This is a genomic window from Cellulosimicrobium sp. SH8 (genome assembly GCF_025818875.1).
In the GTDB taxonomy this organism is placed as follows: Bacteria; Actinomycetota; Actinomycetes; order Actinomycetales; family Cellulomonadaceae; genus Cellulosimicrobium; species Cellulosimicrobium cellulans_D.
This window is the reverse complement of record NZ_JAMXMH010000005.1, coordinates 29,251-48,961: the sequence shown is the minus strand read 5'-3', so window position 1 is coordinate 48,961 and position 19,711 is coordinate 29,251. Positions and strand designations below refer to the sequence as shown.

Annotated in this window: 20 protein-coding genes; 8 read left to right on the top strand and 12 right to left on the bottom strand. The window is 71.7% G+C overall.

The window, feature by feature from the left end; genetic code table 11:
• The first annotated feature begins 21 nt into the window (after positions 1-21).
• The 6 genes from NF338_RS08315 to NF338_RS08290 all read left to right on the top strand — a co-directional run bounded on the left by NF338_RS08315 (position 22) and on the right by NF338_RS08290 (position 4,992).
• The gene (locus NF338_RS08315; RefSeq protein WP_264030341.1) at positions 22-780 is read left to right on the top strand and encodes a helix-turn-helix transcriptional regulator; all 759 of its coding nucleotides are present in this window, start codon (positions 22-24) and stop codon (positions 778-780) included.
• On the top strand, positions 777-1,799 hold the full coding sequence (locus tag NF338_RS08310) for a hypothetical protein (protein ID WP_264030340.1): 1,023 nt from the start codon (positions 777-779) through the stop codon (positions 1,797-1,799). Before NF338_RS08315 ends, NF338_RS08310 begins: the two co-directional genes overlap by 4 nt.
• 171 nt (positions 1,800-1,970) lie before the next feature.
• On the top strand, positions 1,971-3,014 hold the full coding sequence (locus tag NF338_RS08305; RefSeq protein ID WP_264030339.1) for a zinc-binding dehydrogenase: 1,044 nt from the start codon (positions 1,971-1,973) through the stop codon (positions 3,012-3,014).
• A 25-nt stretch (positions 3,015-3,039) separates the two neighbouring features.
• Positions 3,040-3,447 (top strand): cupin domain-containing protein, encoded by a 408-nt coding sequence (locus NF338_RS08300; protein ID WP_264030338.1) that lies wholly within the window; start codon positions 3,040-3,042, stop codon positions 3,445-3,447.
• 87 nt (positions 3,448-3,534) lie between these two features.
• A complete protein-coding gene (locus NF338_RS08295) occupies positions 3,535-4,413 on the top strand; it encodes a helix-turn-helix transcriptional regulator (protein ID WP_264030337.1) in 879 nt (292 codons plus the stop codon).
• Positions 4,414-4,422: 9 nt separating this feature from the next.
• Positions 4,423-4,992, top strand: a complete 570-nt coding sequence (locus NF338_RS08290) for a DapH/DapD/GlmU-related protein (protein ID WP_264030336.1) — start codon at positions 4,423-4,425, stop codon at positions 4,990-4,992.
• Positions 4,993-4,997: 5 nt separating this feature from the next.
• Here the strand turns inward: NF338_RS08290 and NF338_RS08285 are convergent, their stop codons facing one another.
• Both NF338_RS08285 and NF338_RS08280 read right to left on the bottom strand, forming a co-directional pair.
• Positions 4,998-5,324 carry a hypothetical protein gene (locus NF338_RS08285; RefSeq protein ID WP_264030335.1) on the bottom strand — a complete coding sequence of 109 codons (327 nt, stop codon included), beginning with the start codon at positions 5,322-5,324 and terminating at the stop codon, positions 4,998-5,000.
• A complete protein-coding gene (locus NF338_RS08280; RefSeq protein WP_264030334.1) occupies positions 5,309-6,016 on the bottom strand; it encodes a lysoplasmalogenase in 708 nt (235 codons plus the stop codon). The genes NF338_RS08285 and NF338_RS08280 overlap by 16 nt, the downstream gene beginning before the upstream one ends.
• A 118-nt stretch (positions 6,017-6,134) precedes the next feature.
• Between NF338_RS08280 and NF338_RS08275 the strand changes: the two genes are divergently transcribed.
• Positions 6,135-6,695 (top strand): DinB family protein, encoded by a 561-nt coding sequence (locus NF338_RS08275; protein WP_264030333.1) that lies wholly within the window; start codon positions 6,135-6,137, stop codon positions 6,693-6,695.
• A gap of 9 nt (positions 6,696-6,704) precedes the next feature.
• On the opposite strand, the gene NF338_RS08270 is transcribed toward NF338_RS08275, so the two are convergent.
• The 6 genes from NF338_RS08270 to NF338_RS08245 all read right to left on the bottom strand — a co-directional run bounded on the left by NF338_RS08270 (position 6,705) and on the right by NF338_RS08245 (position 15,171).
• Entirely contained in the window at positions 6,705-7,379 is a 675-nt protein-coding gene (locus NF338_RS08270; protein ID WP_264030332.1) for a lysophospholipid acyltransferase family protein, read from the bottom strand.
• On the bottom strand, positions 7,369-8,604 hold the full coding sequence (locus NF338_RS08265; RefSeq protein WP_264030331.1) for a glycosyltransferase: 1,236 nt from the start codon (positions 8,602-8,604) through the stop codon (positions 7,369-7,371). Before NF338_RS08265 ends, NF338_RS08270 begins: the two co-directional genes overlap by 11 nt.
• 146 nt (positions 8,605-8,750) lie before the next feature.
• Complete coding sequence (locus NF338_RS08260; RefSeq protein ID WP_264030330.1) at positions 8,751-9,137, bottom strand: nitrite reductase (NAD(P)H) small subunit; 387 nt, start codon at positions 9,135-9,137, stop codon at positions 8,751-8,753.
• Entirely contained in the window at positions 9,134-11,689 is a 2,556-nt protein-coding gene (gene nirB, locus NF338_RS08255) for a nitrite reductase large subunit NirB (protein WP_264030529.1), read from the bottom strand. The genes NF338_RS08260 and nirB overlap by 4 nt, the downstream gene beginning before the upstream one ends.
• Positions 11,690-12,052: 363 nt before the next feature.
• Complete coding sequence (locus NF338_RS08250) at positions 12,053-13,504, bottom strand: helix-turn-helix domain-containing protein (RefSeq protein WP_264030329.1); 1,452 nt, start codon at positions 13,502-13,504, stop codon at positions 12,053-12,055.
• A 617-nt stretch (positions 13,505-14,121) separates the two neighbouring features.
• Complete coding sequence (locus NF338_RS08245; protein WP_264030328.1) at positions 14,122-15,171, bottom strand: serine/threonine-protein kinase; 1,050 nt, start codon at positions 15,169-15,171, stop codon at positions 14,122-14,124.
• 24 nt (positions 15,172-15,195) lie between these two features.
• Between NF338_RS08245 and NF338_RS08240 the strand changes: the two genes are divergently transcribed.
• Positions 15,196-15,651: a hypothetical protein gene (locus NF338_RS08240; protein ID WP_264030327.1), complete on the top strand. Its 456-nt coding sequence runs from the start codon at positions 15,196-15,198 to the stop codon at positions 15,649-15,651.
• Between the two features lie 1,017 nt (positions 15,652-16,668).
• Here the strand turns inward: NF338_RS08240 and NF338_RS08235 are convergent.
• Genes NF338_RS08235 through sufC form a run of 4 tightly spaced genes read right to left on the bottom strand, consistent with a single transcriptional unit; the run spans position 16,669 to position 19,674 of the window.
• A complete protein-coding gene (locus NF338_RS08235) occupies positions 16,669-17,022 on the bottom strand; it encodes a metal-sulfur cluster assembly factor (protein ID WP_047234322.1) in 354 nt (117 codons plus the stop codon).
• Entirely contained in the window at positions 17,019-17,555 is a 537-nt protein-coding gene (gene sufU, locus NF338_RS08230; protein WP_264030326.1) for a Fe-S cluster assembly sulfur transfer protein SufU, read from the bottom strand. Before sufU ends, NF338_RS08235 begins: the two co-directional genes overlap by 4 nt.
• 11 nt (positions 17,556-17,566) lie before the next feature.
• Positions 17,567-18,862: a cysteine desulfurase gene (locus NF338_RS08225; RefSeq protein WP_264030325.1), complete on the bottom strand. Its 1,296-nt coding sequence runs from the start codon at positions 18,860-18,862 to the stop codon at positions 17,567-17,569.
• Between the two features lie 29 nt (positions 18,863-18,891).
• Entirely contained in the window at positions 18,892-19,674 is a 783-nt protein-coding gene (sufC, locus tag NF338_RS08220) for a Fe-S cluster assembly ATPase SufC (protein ID WP_264030324.1), read from the bottom strand.
• Positions 19,675-19,711: the final 37 nt, after the last annotated feature.

The following is a 19,711-nucleotide window of genomic DNA, read 5'->3' as shown; positions in this document are numbered from 1 at the left end:
ACACCACCGTACCCTTGTCCCGTGAACATCGCGGAGCGCATCTCGACGCTGCGTCGCGCCAACGGGCTCAGTGCCCGTCAGCTCGCGGCGCTGGTCGACGTCGCCCCGACCACGGTGACGCGGATCGAGGCCGGGACGGTGAGCCCGTCGTTCGATCTGGCGAGCGAGATCCTGCGGGTGCTGGGTGAGCCGATCGGGTTCACCGGTGAGACGGACCCGGACGTGCTCGCTGCCGCACGGCTGGCCCTCGACCCGACGCTCCCCATCGCCGTCACGGACGGCGTCGTCGCGTGGTGGGAACGCTGGGCGAGGATCCGCCTCGTCGACGAGGACGGAACCGTACTCCCGGGGCAGCGTGCACGCCTCCTCTTCCGCGCGGCGACCGTCGCACGGCTCTCCCGGCGCGCGGATGCAGCCGACTACCTGCCCACGACGTCTGCGCGGAACCTGGTCGAGACGTTAGGCGGCGCCGGGATCGACCACGCCCTCACCGGAGACAGCGCGGCCAACCTCTACTCCCCGGGCGCGGGCGAGGTCTGGCCCGTCCTCTACGTCGCCGACGTCGCCGCCGCAGCGCAGACCGCCGGCCTGCGGCGCCGCGAACCAGGAACGTTCGGGGGGCGGGTCACGCTCATCGGATTCGACGGCGTCTGCGAGACCGGACGTGAACGGGTCGACGGCGTGATGACGGCTGCGCTCGACCAGGTGATCCTCGACTGCTACGGAGGGACAGGCCGCATGGCCGAGCAGGCCGACCAGCTGCTGGGCCGAGCAGCATGACGACGTTCACCGAACCTCGTTCGGAGACCGAGTGGAGCCGCCGGGCGATCATCAACGTCGTCGACGTGCTCGCCGCACATGCCGACTCGCTCACCCTGATCGGCGCGCACGCCGTGATGCTGCGCACCGCCGACCTCGACGTCCCGTTCGCATCGACCGGAGACGGAGACCTCGGTGTCACTCCCGGACTCGTCGGCGACGTCCCCAGCATCGAGACGCTCCTCGCCGACGCGGGCTACGAGCACCGCACGACGGCCCGTCCCGGGCTCTGGGGACGGCGACCGTTCGTCGACCGGCTCGGCAGGACGGGCTACCGCGAGAAGATCGACCTGCTCGCACCGCACGGGCTGTCGGGCACGATGTCACGGACCAGACGCAGCGTTCCCGCACTCGCGCCGACGCACGGCAAGCTCGCCGTCGGCAACGTCGTCGGGATCGAGCTTGCTGCGTTCAACCAGTCCACCATGCCCATCACAGACTTCGCGGACGCGCGCCTCCACGCTCAGGTCTGCGTGGCCGAGGTCCCCGCCCTGCTGCTTGCCAAGGGGGCCAAGGTCGGCGAACGCCTCGACCACCCCCGACAAGGTGAGGTCCGGGACAAGGATCTCGGTGACCTCTGGCGCCTCATGGCGTGCACCGAGCCAGGGCATGCAGCCGCGACCGTCACCGAGTTCCTGGACGACCCGCAGATCGGGGCCGACGTCCGGCTCGCAGCGGACTGGACCCGGGCCGTCCTCACCGACCCGGTCAGCACCGAGCGCGCGAAGCGCTCCCTCGAAGGACTTGTCGACCCACGGGAGGTCGAGCGCACCTTCGCCACGTGGCGCACGGCCACGGTCTTCCGCACCTCCCCCGCGCCGAATCGTCGCGCAAGAAAGGCCGGCGGACGAGCATCTCGGCCTCCCGCTTCAGCGCAGGACTCGGTCGCCATGGCCGACCTGCTCGGCGTCGAAGCCGGCGAAGACCTCGAGCTCGAGCCACCACGCCTCGGACTGACGCAGCGCGACGTCGACCTGTGAGGCGCTCCTCGACAGGGCGAGGGTCGCCAGGAGCGGGTGACACGTGTGTCGCTGACGAGCCCTCGAGAACCAGGTACTGCCAGAACCCTGTTGGAGCGGGACTCCCAGGAGGCCACGCTCCAGGTGTCGAATGGTGATCGCACCTGATCCCCACCGGCAACGGAGAGCTCCTTGAAGGCCACCGTCATCTACGGCGCGGGCGACGTCCGCGTCGAGACCCGTCCCGACCCGACGATCGTCGAGCCGACCGATGCGATCGTGCGCACCGTGCGCGCGTGCGTCTGCGGCTCCGACCTGCACCCGTACCGTTCCATGCCGCACACCGACCAGGGCGTCCCGATCGGGCACGAGCTCCTCGGCGTCGTGGAGGAGACCGGGTCGGCGGTCACGACCGTCCGCGCGGGCGACCTCGTGATCGCGCCGTTCGCGTGGTCGGACAACACGTGCCCTGTGTGCCGCGGCGGTTTCCAGACCGCGTGCCCGCACGGCGGGTTCTACGGCAACCCCGGCGACGTGGGCGGCCAGCAGGCCGAGCTCGCCCGCATCCCGCTCGCGGACGGCAGCCTCGTCGCCGTGCCGGACGTCGACGAATCGAGCCCGCTCCTCCCCTCGCTGCTCACTCTCTCGGACGTGTACCTCACCGGCTACCACGCGGCGTACATGGCACGCGTCTCCGCGCGGACGACCGTCACCGTGATCGGCGACGGCGCGGTCGGGCTGTCCGCCGTGCTCGCCGCACGGCAGATGGGCGCCGAGCGCATCATCCTCATGGGCCGCCACGCGTCGCGCACGGACCTGGCGCGCGAGTGGGGCGCGACCGACGTCGTCGCCGAGCGCGGCACGGAGGGGATCCAGCGGGTCCTCGATCTCACGGACGGCCTGGGCAGCCACGTCGTGCTGGAGGCCGTCGGGCACATGCCCGCCTACGAGCAGTCCTACGGCGTCGTGCGCGCGGGGGGCGTGATCAGCCGCGTCGGCGTGCCCCAGTACGAGGACGCGCCGGTCGGCTTCGGCTCGTTGTTCGGCCGCAACATCACCCTCACCGGCGGGCCCGCGCCCGTCCGCGCGTACCTGGAGGACGCGATCCCGCAGGTGCTCCGCGGCGAGATCGAGCCCGGCCGCGTGTTCGACAAGACCGTCGCGATCGACGACATCGCCGAGGGTTACGCCGCGATGGACCGCCGCGAGTCCCTCAAGACGCTCGTCGCGTTCTGAGCGACGTCCTCACGGGAGGAGAGACATGAGCACCGAGAGACAGCCGCCGACGCCGACCGTGAAGGGACCCGCCGCGTGGTTCACCGGCGACGTCTGGTTCAACGCCTACTACGCGGGCACGGAGCCGTCGCGGGCGCGCCTGAACCTCGTCCGCTTCGCCCCCGGCGCGCGCACCGCGTGGCACCGGCACGCCGTCGGGCAGACCCTGCACGTCACCGAGGGGTTCGGCTACGTGCAGTCGCGCGGTGAGGAGGTCATCGAGCTCCGGCCGGGCGACACCGTCCACACGCCTCCGGGCGAGTGGCATTGGCACGGCGCGAGGGGCGACAACTTCCTGTGCCATCTCGCGCTGTGGGAGGCGCCCGCATCGGGCGACGACGAGCCCGAGACGACGTGGGGCGACCTCCTCACTCCCGAGGAGTACCCGGGCTGACGCGACCCAGCGCGGGCGGGAGGGCACGCACCCTCCCGCCCGCGCGGCCCGCCGTCGTCCCGACGTACCGTGAAAGACGTGGAGGCCATGGACAACCGTTCCGAGGTGCGCGAGTTCCTCATGAGCCGCCGGGCCCGGGTGACCCCCGAGCAGGCCGGTATCGAGACGTTCGGCGGCCGCCGCCGCGTCGCGGGACTGCGTCGCGACGAGGTCGCCCGGCTCGCGGGCGTGAGCGTGGACTACTACACCCGGCTCGAGCGCGGGAACCTGCGGGGCGTGTCCGAGGTCGTGCTCGAGTCCGTCGCGCGCGCCCTCCTGCTCGACGCCGCCGAGCGCGAGCACCTGCTCGACCTCGCGCGCACCGCGAACCCCGTCGGCGCTCGCCCGCAGCGCGGCCACGGCGACACGCCGGTACGCCCCGAGCTGCAGTACCTGCTCGACGCGATCACGACGGCGCCCGCGTTCATCCAGAACAACCGCATGGACCTCGTCGCCGCCAACGCGCTCGGGTACGCGATGTACGCGCCGATGATCGCGGGCTCCACGCGCCCGGCCAACTTCTCACGGCACATCTTCCTCGACCCCGCGTCGCACGACTTCTACCCCGACTGGGACCGCGCGGCGTGGACGAACGTCACGATCCTGCGTCGCGAGGCAGGCCGCAGCCCGCACGACCGTCGCCTCCAGGCGCTCGTGGGCGAGCTGTCGACGCGCAGCGAGCGCTTCCGCGAGCTGTGGGCGTCCCACGACGTGCGGCGGCACTACGCCGGGCAGAAGACGTTCCGCCACCCCGTCGTCGGGGACCTCGAGCTGCACTACCAGACGCTCGAGCTGCACGGCGACCCCGGGCTCGGCATGACCGTGTACACCGCGACGCCGGGCTCCCCGACCGAGGAGTCGCTGCGCCTGCTCGCGTCCTGGGCGGCCACCGAGGCCCCGGCCACCGCGCCGTCGCGCACCGACTGAGAGGAACCCATGGACCTGGACGACCTGCTGGCCGAGCTCGACGCCGGCCGGACGATCCCCGGCGGCTCACCGCTGCACGCCGTCATGCACCGCACAAGCCAGGAGGCGCTGCGCATCGCCGGCGAGCTCAACGGCGCCTACCGCTCGCCCGAGCGCGTCCGCGAGCTCCTCGCGGAGCTGACGGGCAGGCCCGTGCACGAGTCCGTGACCCTCTTCCCGCCGTTCACGGCCGACTTCGGCAAGAACATCACCCTCGGGCGGGACGTCTTCATCAACTCCGGCTGCCGGTTCCAGGACCAGGGCGGCATCGTCGTCGGGGACGGCTGCCTCATCGGGCACAACGCCGTCCTCACGACGCTCAACCACGACCTCGACCCGGCCCGGCGCGCCGACATGCACCCCGCGCGCGTCGTCCTCGGCCGCAACGTGTGGCTCGGCGCGAACGTGACCGTCCTCCCCGGGGTGACGATCGGGGACGACGCCGTCGTCGGGGCCGGCTCCGTCGTAACCCGGGACGTCCCCGCCCGCACCGTCGTCGTCGGCACACCCGCGCGCGTCGTCCGCTCGCTCGGCGCCTGAGGCCCTCAGTCGCCCTCGAACCGCAGCTCGGTGCGCGGGTCACGACGACACCGCTCGGCGAGCGCGACCACCCTGTCCAGGACTGCGACGTCGGAACGGGCCGATCTCGACACCAGGACGCGCAGCTCGTCGAGACGCTGCTCCATCTCGGAGCTGCTGAGGACGACGTCGCGGTAGGGGTCGACACGTGCGAGCATCGGCAGGCCGCTCGTCGGGAGCACGCGGGCCAGCGCGTCCCCGTCGTCGGGCACCACGGCGACCGACGACGTCGAACGCCGCCGCGGACTTGTCCCCTCCTGGACGACCAGCGCGAGCGTCACGTCGACGCCCACGCGGCGCTGCCTTTCTCTTCGACAGAGGCCGCTGCGGCGCGCTCGCGCCGGAGCACGCCGAGGACGAGGAGCACCTGCCCGACGACGTAGGTGAGCATCACCCAGAAGCCGTGCGCGGGCAGGGCGTACCACGGCGCGAACGCGTTGAGGGCGATGAGCGCGTCGGACACGAGGAACACCGCGCCGCCGACGGCCGCGAGGCGGTCGACGCCCGTCGCCGTCACGGCCATCAGCACGAGGCACGCGCCGTAGACGACGACCGGGACGAGGAGCGACCCGGCACCGGGCGCGCACGCCACGACGAGAGCGACGAAGGCGAGCAGGTACGGCGCGAGCGCGAGCGGGCGACGCAGCACGGACCCCGCGCGGTACGGCCAGAACGCGAGGGTGTACGTCACCTGGGCGCAGAGGAAGAACCCGACCATGACGAGGAACGCCGTGTCGCCGTCGGCGAGGTCGGGAGCGGTGTCACCGAGCCACGAGAAGCCCAGCGCGACGAGGGTGAGGCGGACCAGCCGCGAGCGCCGGCGCGAGCCGTCGCCGTCGCGTCGTCGCGTGGCGAGCCACAGGCAGACCGCGAGGAGGGGCATGAGGAACCACTGCGACGTGTCGGCGAGCGCCGAGGCGCCCGCGAGCTGCGCGGCGAGGTGGACGAGGGTGAGCAGGGCGAGTGCGCCCCACGCGGTGATCATGGGCGAGGAGACTCCTTCAGGTCGTTCACCGGCGTCCTTGCCGGCGGGGGCCGATCCTACTGCCGGACGGTCAGGGAATGCCCTTGTGGGGCACGAGTGCGCGCGCGAGCATGGGGCGATGACCGAGGAGCCCGTCCGCTGGACCCGAGCGACCGTCTATCCGGACATGTGGGTGGACCCGGACGACGACCCGCGCAACACCGGCGGCGTGAGCCCGGACGGCGAGCTCGCGACGCTGCTCGACTACACGGCGAGCTACCGGATGACGCTGCTCATGAAGTGCGAGGGCCTCGACCCGGAGCAGCTGGCGCGGCGGTCGGTGCCGCCGTCGACGATGTCGCTGCTCGGGCTCGTGCGGCACCTCGCGGAGGTCGAGCGGGACTGGCGGGGATGGATCTCGGACGACGGCGCCGAACCGACGCTGTACGGGGGGAACGACGCGGACTTCGACGGCGCCGTCGCGGACCAGTCCGTGGTGGACGAGGCGTACGCGGCCCTGGCGCGCGAGCAGGCCGCGACGGACGCGGCGCTGGCGCAGCACCCGGACCTCGGCGAGCGGCTCGGCGCGGACGGGATCGCCGTCCGGGAGGTGCTGGTGCACCGGGTCGAGGAGTACGCCCGCCACTGCGGCCACGCCGACCTGCTGCGCGAGTGCGTCGACGGGCGCGTCGGCCAATAGCTCCGCGCCTCACGACCGGGAGACGCCATCGGGAGCCTCCACGACGACCGCCTCCATCGCGGACAGGCAGCGGGCGAGGAGCTCGGCGATGTCGGCGGGGGCGGCGCCGCGGGGATGTTCGGCCGGCAGGATCGTCAGCCGGATCGGCGGCCGCGGGCGCCACCAGGGCCGTCGGCCGTACGTGAAGACCATCGGCACGACGGGGACGCCCAGCCGGCAGGCGTACACGAACGCGCCGCGCCGGAACGGGCGCAGAGTCGTGTCGTACATGACGAGCGCGCCCTCGGGGAAGAAGTGGACGCCCTGACCGGCGTCGACGGTCCGGCGCACCCGCGCCTCGAACGCGGCGAGCTCTCCCGGCCCGCGGGGCAGCGGGACGGCGAGCAGGTGGCTGACCAGGACACCCGCCACGGGCAGGTGGAAGTTCGAGGGCTGGGAGACGACGGCGGCGCGCCGGCCACGGAACTGTCCGGCGACCCACGGGCCGTCCAGGTAGTGCACGTGGTTGGCGATCGAGACGACCCCACCGTGCTCGCCGGCGAGGTGCTCGCGACCCGTGACCCGCAGCCCGTGGACGACGGACCCGTACCCCCGCACGACGGCCATCGCGACGTCGAAGAAGGTCGCGTCGAAGCGGTTCCAGAGCCGCGGCGCCCGGGACCCGTGATCGCGGTCAGCGCTCATGCGAGCGTCCCGGCGCCCGGTCCGCCGCGTCGTCCCGGTCGACCGGCGCGGGGTCTACCGAGCCGCCTCCCTCGCCGACCGCCAGGCGCAGCATGTCCTCGATCTGCGGGACGCACACGTCGAGCGCGTGCTCCCGGCCGACCTCGGCGTAGGCCGGACCCATGCGGGTCCTCTCCTCGTCGTGCTCGATCCAGTAGTCGATCGCGCGCGCGAGGTCTGCGGCGTCCCCGGCGCGGAAGAGGCTGCGCTCGTCGAGCGCGAACTGCCCGGTCGCCGACGCGCGGGAGTCGGAGATCACCGGGACGAGGCCGGTGGCGACGGCTTCGAGGCAGCCGAGGGCCTCGATCTCCGCGTCGGCGGCGTGGACGTACAGGTCGCTCATGGCCAGCACGTCACGGAGCTCGTCCTGGGCGAGGAAGCCGATCCGCGGCGGGTGCGGCAGGCTCGCGCCCTGCTGGGCGTACCTCTCCGCGAGCGGGCCGCGCCCGGCGAGCACGAGCTGGATGCGGTCGGCGTGCCGGGACCGGCCGACGGCGTCGAGGAGCACGTCCTGCCGCTTCTCGCGCGAGAGCCGCCCGGTCATGGTGATGACGAACCGGCCGGACAGGTCGGCGCTCTTCGGCAGCGCGCGAGGGACGAACCCGGGGTCGACGCCGTTGGACACGACGTGCAGGGCCGCCCGGTAGCCGTGGTCGCGCAGCTCCCCGGCGATGAACCGGCTGGGGCAGTGGACGTGCCCGAACCGGTCGTAGAACGGCCGGAACACCGCGTACACGAGGTGGTTCAGCGGCGCGACCCGCCCCAGACCGAGGCTGTAGGTGACGTTCTCCGGCTGCACGTGGAACGCGGCGGTGGCCGGGACGCCGAGCGCGTCCGCGAGCCGCTTGGCGCGGGAGCCGAGCCAGAACGGCGACATGACGTGCGCGACGTCGGCCCAGCCCAGGGCGTCGCGCAGCACGTCGTCGTCGGGCTTGGCGAGCACCCAGCCCTGGCCCGCGATCACCCGGTCGAAGCCCGGGACGCCGAGGGGTTCCAGCCGGTACTGCACGACGCCGTCCGCGCGGTTCTCGGGGTCGGCGTCACCCGGGCGGGCCGCGCCACCGCGGCAGCACGCGACGCGCACCTCGTGGCCGCGCTCACGCAGCGCGACGGCGAAGCGACGGGCCGAGATCGTGGTCCCGTTGGTGGGATCCTCGAACTGGTCGATGACGAGCAGGACGCGCACCCACGGCTCCCTTGCGACGCGCGGCGCGGGGTCCGCGCCTGCTGACGGGATACCGCCAGGCTAGGGGATCGCCGGTTCCCGGCGCCGGACCGCGGGCGCGTGTCGTGCCGCCAGCACCGGCTCCCCGGGCGAGCACGGGCATCGGGTTAGGGTGCGGGTGCGCGCTCCGTGGGCGTGCCGGCGACCAGGACGCGACCGTCGCGCACCTGTGCCGCGAAGACCGCCAGCGGCCTGCGGTCCTTGCCCCCGGCGTCGAGCACCTCGCCGGTGTCGGCGTCCCACACCTGCTTGAGCATGGGGGTGGTGACCGTGTTGACGTCGCGCTCCGCGCCGTCGTCGCCGGTCACGCGGTGCGTGCCGACGAGGCCGCGCGACATGACGTTGGCGCCGGAGTACGGGTCGCGCTGCTGGACCGCGCGCACGGTGCCGTCGGCGAGCCGGAAGACGGCGACCTGGGTGTCGCCCAGGAGCGCTCCGGTCCCGCGCTCGGGGTCGAGGTCTTCGAGCGCGCAGATGTCGACGAACGTGCTCATCGGGCGTCCTCCAGCTCGGCACGGGCCGCCACCAGCGCGACGTCGCGCGCGGCGCGCGGGTCGGGGTAGGCGACGGCGTCGCCCTCGTCGGCGGGCCGGACCTGGCCGCGCTCGGGGACGAACGCGAGGTCGCCGTCGACCGCCTCGGGCGCGTTGACGAACGGCGTGAACTTGCGCAGCTTGGCCGGGTCGGCGAGCGTCGCGCCCCACTCGTCCTCGTAGTCGCGCACGTGCTCGGCCATCGCGGCCTCGAGCTGGTCCGCGATCCCGAGCGAGTCCTCGACGACGACGCGCCGCAGCTCCTCCAGCCCGCCCGCGCGCTCCGCCACCCACGGCGCCGTGCGCTGCAGGCGGTCGGCCTCCTGGACGTAGAGCATGAGGAACCGGTCGACGTAGCGGACCAGCGTCTCGTCGTCGAGGTCCTCGGCGAGGAGCTGGGCGTGCGCCGGCTGTGCCCCGCCGTTGCCGCCCACGTAGAGGTTCCAGCCCTTGTGCGTCGCGATGATCCCGACGTCCTTGCCCCGCGCCTCCGCGCACTCGCGCGCGCAGCCCGAGACGCCGAACTTGATCTTGTGCGGCGAGCGCAGCCCCCGGTAGCGCAGCTCGAGCCGGACCGCCATCGCCGACGAGTCCTGCACGCCGAACCGGCACCACGTGCGACCGACGCACGTCTTCACCGTGCGCAGCGACTTCCCGTACGCGTGCCCGGACTCGAAACCGACGGCGGTCAGGCGCCGCCAGATCTCCGGGAGCTGGTCGAGCCGCGCGCCGAACATGGCCAGCCGCTGGCCGCCGGTCACACGCACGTAGAGCCCGAAGTCGTCGGCGACCTTCGCGAACTCCAGGAGCTGGTCGGCACGGACCTCTCCCCCGGGCATCCGTGGGATCACCGAGTACGTGCCGTTCTTCTGGAGGTTCGCCATGACGTGGTCGTTGGTGTCCTGCAGCGCGGCGTGCTCGCCCTCGAGCACGTGCCCGCGGCGCAGCGTCGAGAGGATCGACGCGACCGTCGGGCGGCAGACCGCGCAGCCGCGCCCGGTCCCGTGCGCCGCGACGACCTCGGTGAACGTGCGCAGCCCCTCCTCGCGGACGAGCCGGTACAGCGTGGCACGTGACATCGCGAAGTGCTCGCACAGCGCGTCAGAGACCGTGACGCCCGCCCGGGACAGCTCCGTGTTGAGCAGCTTGGTGAGCGCCGGGACGCACGACCCGCACACCGTGCCGGCCGTCGTGCACTCCTTGACCTGACCGATCGTCCGGCACCCGTGCTCGGTCACGGCCGAGCGGACCGTCCCGGCGTCGACGTTGTTGCACGAGCACACGACGGCCTCGTCGGGCAGCTCGGTGTCGGCCAGCCCCTCGCCGTCGGGCGCGATGACGGCGGCGGGGTCGGCGCCGAGCGGGCGGCCCAGCAGCGGCCGCAGCGCGGAGTAGAGCTCGATGTCGCCGACGAACACGCCGCCCAGCAGCGTCGTCGCGTCGTCCGAGAGGACGAGCTTGCGGTACCGGCGGTGGATCGGGTCGACGAACGACACCTCCAGCGCGCCCGCGCTCACCGCGTTCACGTCGCCGAACGACGCGGCCTCGACGCCCACGCCCTTGAGCTTGGTGCCGTCGTCGGCGCGGCGGTGCACGCGCTCGCCGCCCAGGAAGCGGTCGACGACGACGTCCGCCATGTCGTTCCCCGGCGCGACCAGGCCCGCGCACACACCGTCGACCGACGCGCACTCGCCGATCGCCCACACGCCCGGGTCGGACGTCTGGCACGCCTCGCCGACGACGACGCCGCCGCGCTCGCCGATGGCCAGGCCGGCCTCACGTGCCACGCGGTCACGCGGGCGGATGCCCACGGAGAAGACGACGACGTCGGTCGGCAGGGCGGACCCGTCGGTGAGCTCGACCGAGCCCACGGACCCGTCGCCCGCGGGCAGGAACCGGTGGGCGCCTGCGCCCGTGCGCACCGTGACGCCCAGGTCCTCGATCAGCAGGCGCAGCATCTCGCCGCCGCCCTGGTCGAGCTGGACGCTCATGAGGCGGTCGGCGAACTCGACGACCGTGGCCTCGGCACCCAGGCGCTGGAGCGCCGCCGCGGCCTCGAGACCCAGCACGCCACCGCCGACGACGACGCCGCGCACCGCCCGGCCCAGCGTCCGCTCGCGCAGGCGCACCCACTCGGCCAGCCGCTCGACGTCGTCCAGCGTGCGGTAGGTGAACAGGCCCGGCAGGTCCGTGCCCTCCGCGCGCGGCGTCCACGCCCACGAGCCCGTCGCGAGCACCGCGCGGTCGTAGTGGACCTGGCGGCCCGACCGCGTCGTCACGACGCTCGCCGTGCGGTCGAGCGACGCGACCGCGTCGCCCGTGACGAGCGTGACGCGCGGGTCGTCCCACACGCCGCGGTCCAGGGTGAGCGCCTGGGCGTCGCGCGCGTCGAACCACTCCGACAGGTGCACGCGGTCGTAGGGCTCGTGCGGCTCGTCGCCGATCACCGTGAGCGACCAGCCGCCCTCGGGGTCGCGCGAGCGCAGGCCCGCGACCAGGCGGTGGGCCGTCATGCCCGCGCCGACGACGACGATCCGGTCGCCGTCCAGGGGACCGCCGGCGGCGGGAGCGAGCGCGTCCGACGGGGAGTGAGAGAGGGGGGCCACGGGGAGCACTTTCGAGAGGCGGGGGCTGCGTCGAGGTCCCGGTCCGGGTGCGACCGGTGCCCTGCTCCCGACCCTAGGGGAGGTGGTCTGACCACATCAGCCGTCTGGGACCAAGGTCCTCAGTACCCCCATCGAAGGCCATCACGTGCGCGCTCCGGCGCGGTGCGGACAGCACGACGCCGCGCCCCCGGGGACGGGGACGCGGCGTCGTGAGGTGGGCGCGTCAGACGTCGGCCACGGTGGCCGGACGAGTGTGCGCGACTCCGTGCGTCAGACGTTCGCGAGCTCGCGGTCGTCGTCCGCCACGGGCCGCTGGTCCTCGTAGCGGCGCACGACGCGGCTCACGGTCGACCGCGACGCCGAGACCTTCTGGGCGATCTCGCGCTGGTTCATGCCCTGGCGGGCGAGCTCGACGATGCGACGGTCGCGCTCCGCGGTCGGGTCCTCGCCGAGGGAGGCGTCGTCCGCCTCGGTCGCCGCGGCCTGCGCGCCGTTCGTGCCGCCCACGAGGTCGAAGACCTCGACGCGGCGCGTGTGGCCCGTCACGGCGGGGGGCTCCACGACCGGTGCCGCGCTGTCCTCCTCCGGGGCCGGCTGGTCCCAGGGGAGCGGACGCCCGAACAGCTCCTTCACCCGCGCCTCGAGGTCGGGGAGCGCCTCGAACGCCGTCTCGGGCGCGTAGGGCTTCTCGTCGTTCGCCTCGCGCGCAGGCTCGGTCTCCGGCTCCGTCTCCGGCTCGACGTCCCGCTCGACGGCGGGCGCCTCGGCCGGTGCGACGGCGGCCGTGCTCTCCTGGTGCGGCTCGGCGGCCGGAACGTCCCGGGCCTCCTCGACGGGCGTCGGGGTCTCCGTGCGGACCTCGGCGTCGCGCGCGGACTCCAGCGCGAGGGTCTCCTGGCGGTGCGTCTCGACGAGCGTCGCGGCCGGCGCGGCGGTCCGGGCCACGACGACTGCCGTCGCCTCGGTCGGCCCGGCGACCTCGGCCGACCCGCGGGCGGTGCCGCGCTTCACCGAGCTCGCCCCGATGAGGTCGAGCCTGTTGCCGTGGCGCTCCGCCGCCTCCAGGCGGTCGACCCAGACCAGCATGCGGCGCTCGAAGTCCTCGACCGTCAGCAGCTTCAGCGCGGCGTCGCGGGCGGCGCGCTGCCGCTCGTGGGCGGCGCGGACCTTCCGCAGGTCCCCGGACGAGCCAGCGCTGTCGGCTCGCGCGTCACGCCACTGCTCCAGGGCCGAGACGTAGCCGTGGACGCGCAGCTCGCGACGACGCTCCTCGAGCGTGTGGCCGGTCACCATGTGCCGCTCCCCCACGAGGGCGAGGTGCCACATGAGCGCGGCCACCAGCGGCGGAACGAACCGGAACACCACCATGTACGGGGTGCTCGCCGTCGGGACGGCGATCTCGTGGAGCGCCGCGAACAGGCCCGAGGTGCCCGAGAGCACCCACGTCAGCGCGAGCAGGACACCGTACGGGCGCCCCTCCAGCGCCGCGTTGCGCGCCATGAGCGCCACGGCGACGAGGCTGATCTCGAGGAAGCCCGCCAGCCCGTACGCCTCGAGCGGCGACATGTGCGCCACCTCGAGACCGAACAGGACCATGCCGCTGTACGCCAGCGCGGTGGCGATCGTCGCCGCGATGACCACGGCGACCATCGGGAGGTGCCGGCCGCGATAGCGCACCTGCCGCGGGGAACCGCCCGCGCCGGTCTGGTCCTGCTGTGTCACGTCATCCTCCGAAAAGTGGTGTGGGCGCACATATCCCAACACTCAGGACAGTCCTCGTCAACGCACCGGAAGGATCGCAATCGGATCGTGAGCAGCGGCAACGTGAGGGGGCGACGGGACAGCGGGCCTCTCGGCGCACTGGCGATTCCGATCGGACCGATCCGGCAGCCCTACGACGCACCGCTGGAGACAGCGCCGACTCAGTCGCCGGCCTGTGCTTGCTCTCGTACAGGTTGGGTGAAGACCCTTCGAGCACCTCTTGACCACCGGGTCGCCGAAGCCCGCCGGGAGCCACGTTCGCTTTCGCGCAGTCTCCCGCAGACACAACCGAACTCATGCCGCGGCGCTGCCGAGCCCCAGCATGCCAGGCCGGAGTACATCAATGAGCGACGGGCACACCTGGCCAGTCCCGACCACCGAAGCGGGCTACGCGGAGCTGGCCTTGACAGAGATCGGCGAGAGTTGGCGGTCATCCCGATCGGGAGCGGTACGTGTCTGCGGATTGGGGAGGCCCCTGCACTGAACCGGCGGCTCGCTGCTGCCAAGCTGCCGAGTGGTCTCCAAGTGTCAGCGCACCAACGCGACTCCTTACGGAGCCGATGCCTGATGAGGACGCCTCACAGGCTCGCCGTCAACCGTTGGAGCGTTGCGATCAACTGAGCCGGGGCAATGCGAAGATCAGGCGTCCCACGTACCTGACGCCCACTATCCGCCAGTCGCGCGCTCACCTGAATCGTTCGCCCGTCGATCCCGGCACTACATACCTCGACAGCTTTCTTCCCACCGTGACGCGCGCCGGAAATACAGTGCAGATGTCCAGCATGTGAGACCCGGCGCCAGTCCCTGTTGCCCCGGACTGCCCCTGCGAACGCGTTGCCAAAATCTGTGACGCTCGCGTGTCGTTTCGCGGGGTCCCCGTTCAGCGACTTGCGCACCACGGTACCGACCGCGCGGGATACGTGCGGAGCGACTTCCCGAAGCTCCCTGACGGATCCAGCCCGGATCCGGCTGCGTTGCTCATGCCTCGGGAGTCGATGGTCGACCGGGTACTCACCGCTCAACAGATAGAACGTCGTTGCTGCCAGCGAGTAGACGTCGGTTGCCGACGAACACGTCCCATCGTCCCGAATCACCTCGGGGGCCACCGTGCAAAATGACCCGTTCGGCGGAGCGGTTCCGTCCGCGGCGAGGAGGTGGCAGAACCCAAGGTCGCCCAACACCGCGTCAGCTCCTTCGAGCAGGATGTTGGCTGGCTTGACATCGCGGTGGACCATCCCGGCACGGTGGATGCGGTCAAGCCCCGATGCCACCTGCTGTACCAAGTGGGCCGCCTCCGACGCATGGATCCCGTACGGCTGAGCGACCTCCGCCAGATCACCCCCACTCATAACGGGAGTAACGATGAACCGGATGTCGCTGTCGATCACCACGTCGGCGTTCAACACCGGCAGCAAGTACCTCGACTTTAGGAGCTCAAGTCGTTGAGCTTCCTGCCAGACTCCGGCGACACCATCTTCAACTGGGCTAAGCAGCTTGACCGCGACCCGGGAGTTGAGGTGCCGGTCGTGCGCCTCGTAGACCGAGCCACCTGCGCCGGTGCCCAGGCCGCTTGACAGTTCGTACCGGTCGTTGATGGTCGTCCCAGGGGGCAGTTCTGACAGATCCACGAGTCGAAGGATAAGGTATCGGCCATGCGAGTGCTGGGAATCTCCGTGGATCCCGCGGGTGGAAACCCGAAGGTCCATATTGTGCTAATCGACCTTGGGGCGGACGGCCCGAAGGTCGACGACACCTTCACAATCAACACAACCGAGACGGAGCCCGGCGCACAGGCCGTGAACCTCGCTCGACTGCTCCAGGGACGGCTCCCCGGGCTGACGTTCAACTCCGCTGCGATCAAGACCGCGGGCGCGCCGCCCGTCGCAAGACGGAACCGCGCGACGTTCCAACGGGCTCACGCCGAGGGCGCTCTTCTGTTTGTGCTCCATGAGGTGACTGACGTCCGTTTGGAAGCAAAGGACGCCCAGGGCCTCGCGACGCTAGCTGGGATGAAGAAGACTGATCTCGAGGCTGCCGTGGAGGCTCTGGAAGGGCTACCACGCAAATACAGGGACGCGGCTTACGCCGCTCTGGCTCTGCAGCGCTAGCGGGGCCCGCTTGACCTCGACACGGATGTGATCCAGCTCGGCGACAGTAATCTCACGTTCCGATGCGGTCAACGCGTTGAGGACAATCCCGACCAGTAGCGAGTCGTTACCGCGATCCCGCAGCCGTCGGGCGGCGCGGGCGAGTAAGGTTCCGCTCGCATAGTTCACATCAAAAACGATCGAAGGACCACTGCCGTCCCCGTGTATTTCCGGAGCCAGCATCATGGCCGCCCCAAGAACTCGCTCCGCCTGGGGACTGGCGGCGACGACCCCGAACCCTTCATACGCGCATGCCGCTCGCACAAGAGACTCAGCAGAGCGCCGCAGGTGAGCGGGGTCGTCGTTCTCCCGAACGACCGCCGAGCCACGAATCATGATGCTCGCAAGGTCCACAACGACTCTCTTCCTCCGCCAAATCTCCCCAGACCGTCAGATCGAGCAAGACACTACCGCGGAACTACTCGGCGTTGCCGAAATGACTCACCACCGACCGGAGAACCCGAGTGAACTCCGCGGAATGCGCCAGAAGTGGCGCGCGTGAGTCGCCTAGAGCCTAGCAACCGGGCCACAAGTCCCCCCGGGTCTCAACCGCGCCGCACCGTGCGCTTCGGTCCTCCTGATACTTGAGGCCGTCGCGTTCAGCGCAATGGCCATAGTCGTGGTCCGCGTGGACGTCTAGTTACGCGAAGGACTCATCCTCCCGGCCACTCCGCGGTTCGTGGTGGTCATCATCGATTCGGATGAACCGGATCGCGTCGTGAGGCGCTGGATGTCGGCACGAACACCGGAGGGCGCGCCTTCGTGCAGCCGCACGTCGCGGCTCACGCCTTCAGGACGACGACACGCACGCGCAACAATCGTGCGAGGGCATCGGGACAGTCGGCGACCCCGGCGAGAGGGGGCGACGGTGGCCACGAAGGGCCTTTGGATCCCGCTGGACCTTCAGTCCGCGCTTGTGAACCGCGGTTCAAGTGGCATTCCGCCAGCTAAGTCAGCAATCAGCTTCCGTAGCAGAGCTCAGACGTTGAACCCCAGCGCGCGGAGTTGCTCCTTGCCGTCGGTCGTGATCTTCTCCGGGCCCCACGGCGGCATCCAGACCCAGTTGACGCGGAAGCCGTCGACGAGGCCCTCGAGGGCCTGGGCGGACTGGTCCTCGATGACGTCGGTCAGCGGGCACGCCGCGGACGTGAGGGTCATGTCGATGACGGCGTGGTTGTTCTGGTCGATCTGGATGCCGTAGACGAGGCCGAGGTCGACGACGTTGATGCCGAGCTCGGGGTCGATGACGTCGCGCATCGCCTCTTCGACGTCGGCGACGTTCGGCGGGCTGGGCGTGACGCCCTCGGCGGGCGCGCCGGTCTCGGTGGTCATCGGTTCTCCTCCGTCGTTCCCCGCGCGGCGAGCGCCGCGTCGGAAGCTGCTGCGGTTGATGCGTCGCCCAGCGTGCTCAGGGCGCCCGAGGTGACGAGCGAGTCGCGCAGCGCGGCCCAGCCGAGCAGGGCGCACTTGATGCGAGCAGGGTACTGCGAGACGCCGGTGAACGCCGTGGCGTCACCGAGCTCGTCCTCCGCGGCCTCGTCGAGACCCTTGCCGCGCGAGCCCATGAGCTCGCGGAAGACCTCGCCGAGGTGCTCGGCCTCGGTCACGGGTCGGCCCGACACGAGGTCGGTGAGCACGGACAGCGAGGCCTGCGAGATGCTGCAGCCCTGTCCCTCCCAGCTCACACGATCGATCGTGTCGCCGGCGAGCTCGACGCGCAGCGTCACCTCGTCGCCGCACGTAGGGTTCACCTGGTGCGACTGGCCGCTGGCCGCGCCGTCCGCCACCTCGACCAGGCCCCGGCCGTGCGGGGTCTTCGCGTGGTCCAGGATGACCTGCTGGTACATCTGCTCGATCGAGCTCATCGGGTCCTCTCTCAGTCCACCGCGAAGAACGCGCGCACCCCGGCCAATGCTTCCCGGAACGCGTCGACGTCCTCGCGCGTGGTGTACACCGACGCGGACGCGCGCGCGGTGGCGGCGATGCCGAAGCGGCGGTGCAGGGGCTGGGCGCAGTGGTGACCGACGCGCACGGCGATGCCCGCGTCGTCGAGCACCTGGCCGACGTCGTGCGCGTGCACGCCGTCCACGACGAACGACACGACGGCGAGCCTGTCGGCCGGCTCGCGCGGGCCGATGATCCGCACCCCGGGAATCTCCCCGATGCGCAGCAGCTCGGCAGCCAGCTCGTGCTCGTGCGCCGCGACGCCGTCCATGCCGAGCTCGCGCAGGTACTTCGCGGCGGCGCCGAACCCGACGACCTGCGCGACGGCCTGCGTGCCTGCCTCGAACCGCTGCGGCGGCGCCATGTACGACGACTCGGTCATCGTGACGACCTCGATCATCGACCCGCCGGTCGTCACGGGCGGCAGCGCCTCGAGCAGCTCACGCCGCCCGTACAGCACGCCCACGCCCGTGGGTCCGAGCATCTTGTGGGCCGAGAACGCGGCGAAGTCGACGCCGAGCGCGGGCAGGTCCACGGGCAGGTGCGGCACGGACTGACACGCGTCGAGCACGGTGAGCGCCCCGACCTCGCGCGCGCGGGCCACGATCGGCTCGACCGGAGTGATCGCGCCCGTCACGTTCGACACGTGCGCGAACGCCACGACCCGCGTGCGCTCGGTGATGACCGTCGCCGCGTCCTCGACGCGCACGCGCCCGTCGTCGTCCACCTCGAACCAGCGCAGGACGGCACCGGTGCGGGCCGCGAGCTCCTGCCACGGCACGATGTTCGCGTGGTGCTCGGCCTCGGTGATGACGATCTCGTCGCCGGGCGCGAGCGCGAAGCGGCGGGCCGCCTCTCCCCCGCGGCCGAGCGTCGCGTTCGAGATCCCGTACGCGACGAGGTTGATCGCGGCCGTCGCGCCGGACGTCCAGACGATCTCGCCCGGGCGCGCCCCGACGAACGCCGCGACGTCCGCGCGGGCGTCCTCGAACGCCTCGGTCGCCTCCTCGGCGAGCTGGTGCGCGCCGCGGTGCACGGCGGCGTTGCGCTCCTCGTAGAAGTCGACCTCGGTGTCGAGGACGACCTGCGGCTTCTGCGACGTCGCCGCGGAGTCGAGGTAGACGAGCGGACGACCACCGCGCACGGTGCGCTCGAGCAGCGGGAAGTCCGCCCGCACGGCGGCGAGCTCGGTCGCCGTCAGCGGGGAGCTGTGCGCGGTGGTCGTCATGGTCGTCTCCTCAGAGGTGGTGCGACCGCTCAGGCCGAGGCGGCCGAGGCGGACTCGACCGAGCCGGAGAGGTAGCGGTCGTAGCCCTCCTCCTCCAGGCGGTCGGCCAGCTCCGAGCCACCCTCCTCGGCGACCTTGCCGTCGACGAAGACGTGGACGAAGTCCGGCTTGATGTAGCGCAGGATGCGCGTGTAGTGCGTGATGAGCAGGATGCCGGCGTCGGTCGCGCCGTGGACGCGGTTCACGCCCTCGGACACGATGCGCAGCGCGTCGACGTCGAGGCCCGAGTCGGTCTCGTCGAGGACGGCGAACTTCGGCTTGAGGAGCTCCATCTGGAGGATCTCGTGACGCTTCTTCTCGCCCCCGGAGAAGCCCTCGTTGACCGAGCGCTCGGCGAAGGAGTCGTCCATGCGCAGGCGCTCCATGGCGCCCTTGACGTCCTTGACCCAGTGGCGCAGCGCGGGGGCCTCGCCGTCGATCGCGGTCTTCGCGGTGCGCAGGAAGTTCGACACGGAGACGCCGGGGACCTCGACCGGGTACTGCATGGCGAGGAACAGGCCCGCGCGGGCGCGCTCGTCGACGCTCATCGCGAGGACGTCCTCGCCGTCGAGCGTCACGGTGCCGCTGGTGACCTGGTACTTGGGGTGGCCGGCGATCGAGTAGGCGAGCGTGGACTTGCCCGACCCGTTCGGGCCCATGATGGCGTGGACCTCGCCGCTGGCGATCGTCAGGTCGACGCCGCGCAGGATCGGCTTCGGCCCTTCCTTGGTCTCGACGCTGACGTGCAGGTCGCGGATCTCGAGAGTGGACATCTGGTTCTTCTCCAAGAGGTTCTGGTGAGCCGTGGGG

Bases quoted from the DNA above. Each gene is read 5' to 3' on its own strand.
- NF338_RS08310 (WP_264030340.1), top strand. From the start codon at position 777: ATGACGACGTTCACCGAACCTCGTTCGGAGACCGAGTGGAGCCGCCGG.
- NF338_RS08300 (WP_264030338.1), top strand. From the start codon at position 3,040: ATGAGCACCGAGAGACAGCCGCCGACGCCGACCGTGAAGGGACCCGCC.
- NF338_RS08295 (WP_264030337.1), top strand. From the start codon at position 3,535: ATGGACAACCGTTCCGAGGTGCGCGAGTTCCTCATGAGCCGCCGGGCC.
- NF338_RS08290 (WP_264030336.1), top strand. From the start codon at position 4,423: ATGGACCTGGACGACCTGCTGGCCGAGCTCGACGCCGGCCGGACGATC.
- NF338_RS08280 (WP_264030334.1), bottom strand. From the start codon at position 6,016: ATGATCACCGCGTGGGGCGCACTCGCCCTGCTCACCCTCGTCCACCTC.
- NF338_RS08275 (WP_264030333.1), top strand. From the start codon at position 6,135: ATGACCGAGGAGCCCGTCCGCTGGACCCGAGCGACCGTCTATCCGGAC.
- NF338_RS08270 (WP_264030332.1), bottom strand. From the start codon at position 7,379: ATGAGCGCTGACCGCGATCACGGGTCCCGGGCGCCGCGGCTCTGGAAC.
- NF338_RS08260 (WP_264030330.1), bottom strand. From the start codon at position 9,137: ATGAGCACGTTCGTCGACATCTGCGCGCTCGAAGACCTCGACCCCGAG.
- nirB (WP_264030529.1), bottom strand. From the start codon at position 11,689: ATGACGGCCCACCGCCTGGTCGCGGGCCTGCGCTCGCGCGACCCCGAG.
- NF338_RS08240 (WP_264030327.1), top strand. From the start codon at position 15,196: ATGCGAGTGCTGGGAATCTCCGTGGATCCCGCGGGTGGAAACCCGAAG.
- NF338_RS08235 (WP_047234322.1), bottom strand. From the start codon at position 17,022: ATGACCACCGAGACCGGCGCGCCCGCCGAGGGCGTCACGCCCAGCCCG.
- sufU (WP_264030326.1), bottom strand. From the start codon at position 17,555: ATGAGCTCGATCGAGCAGATGTACCAGCAGGTCATCCTGGACCACGCG.
- NF338_RS08225 (WP_264030325.1), bottom strand. From the start codon at position 18,862: ATGACGACCACCGCGCACAGCTCCCCGCTGACGGCGACCGAGCTCGCC.
- sufC (WP_264030324.1), bottom strand. From the start codon at position 19,674: ATGTCCACTCTCGAGATCCGCGACCTGCACGTCAGCGTCGAGACCAAG.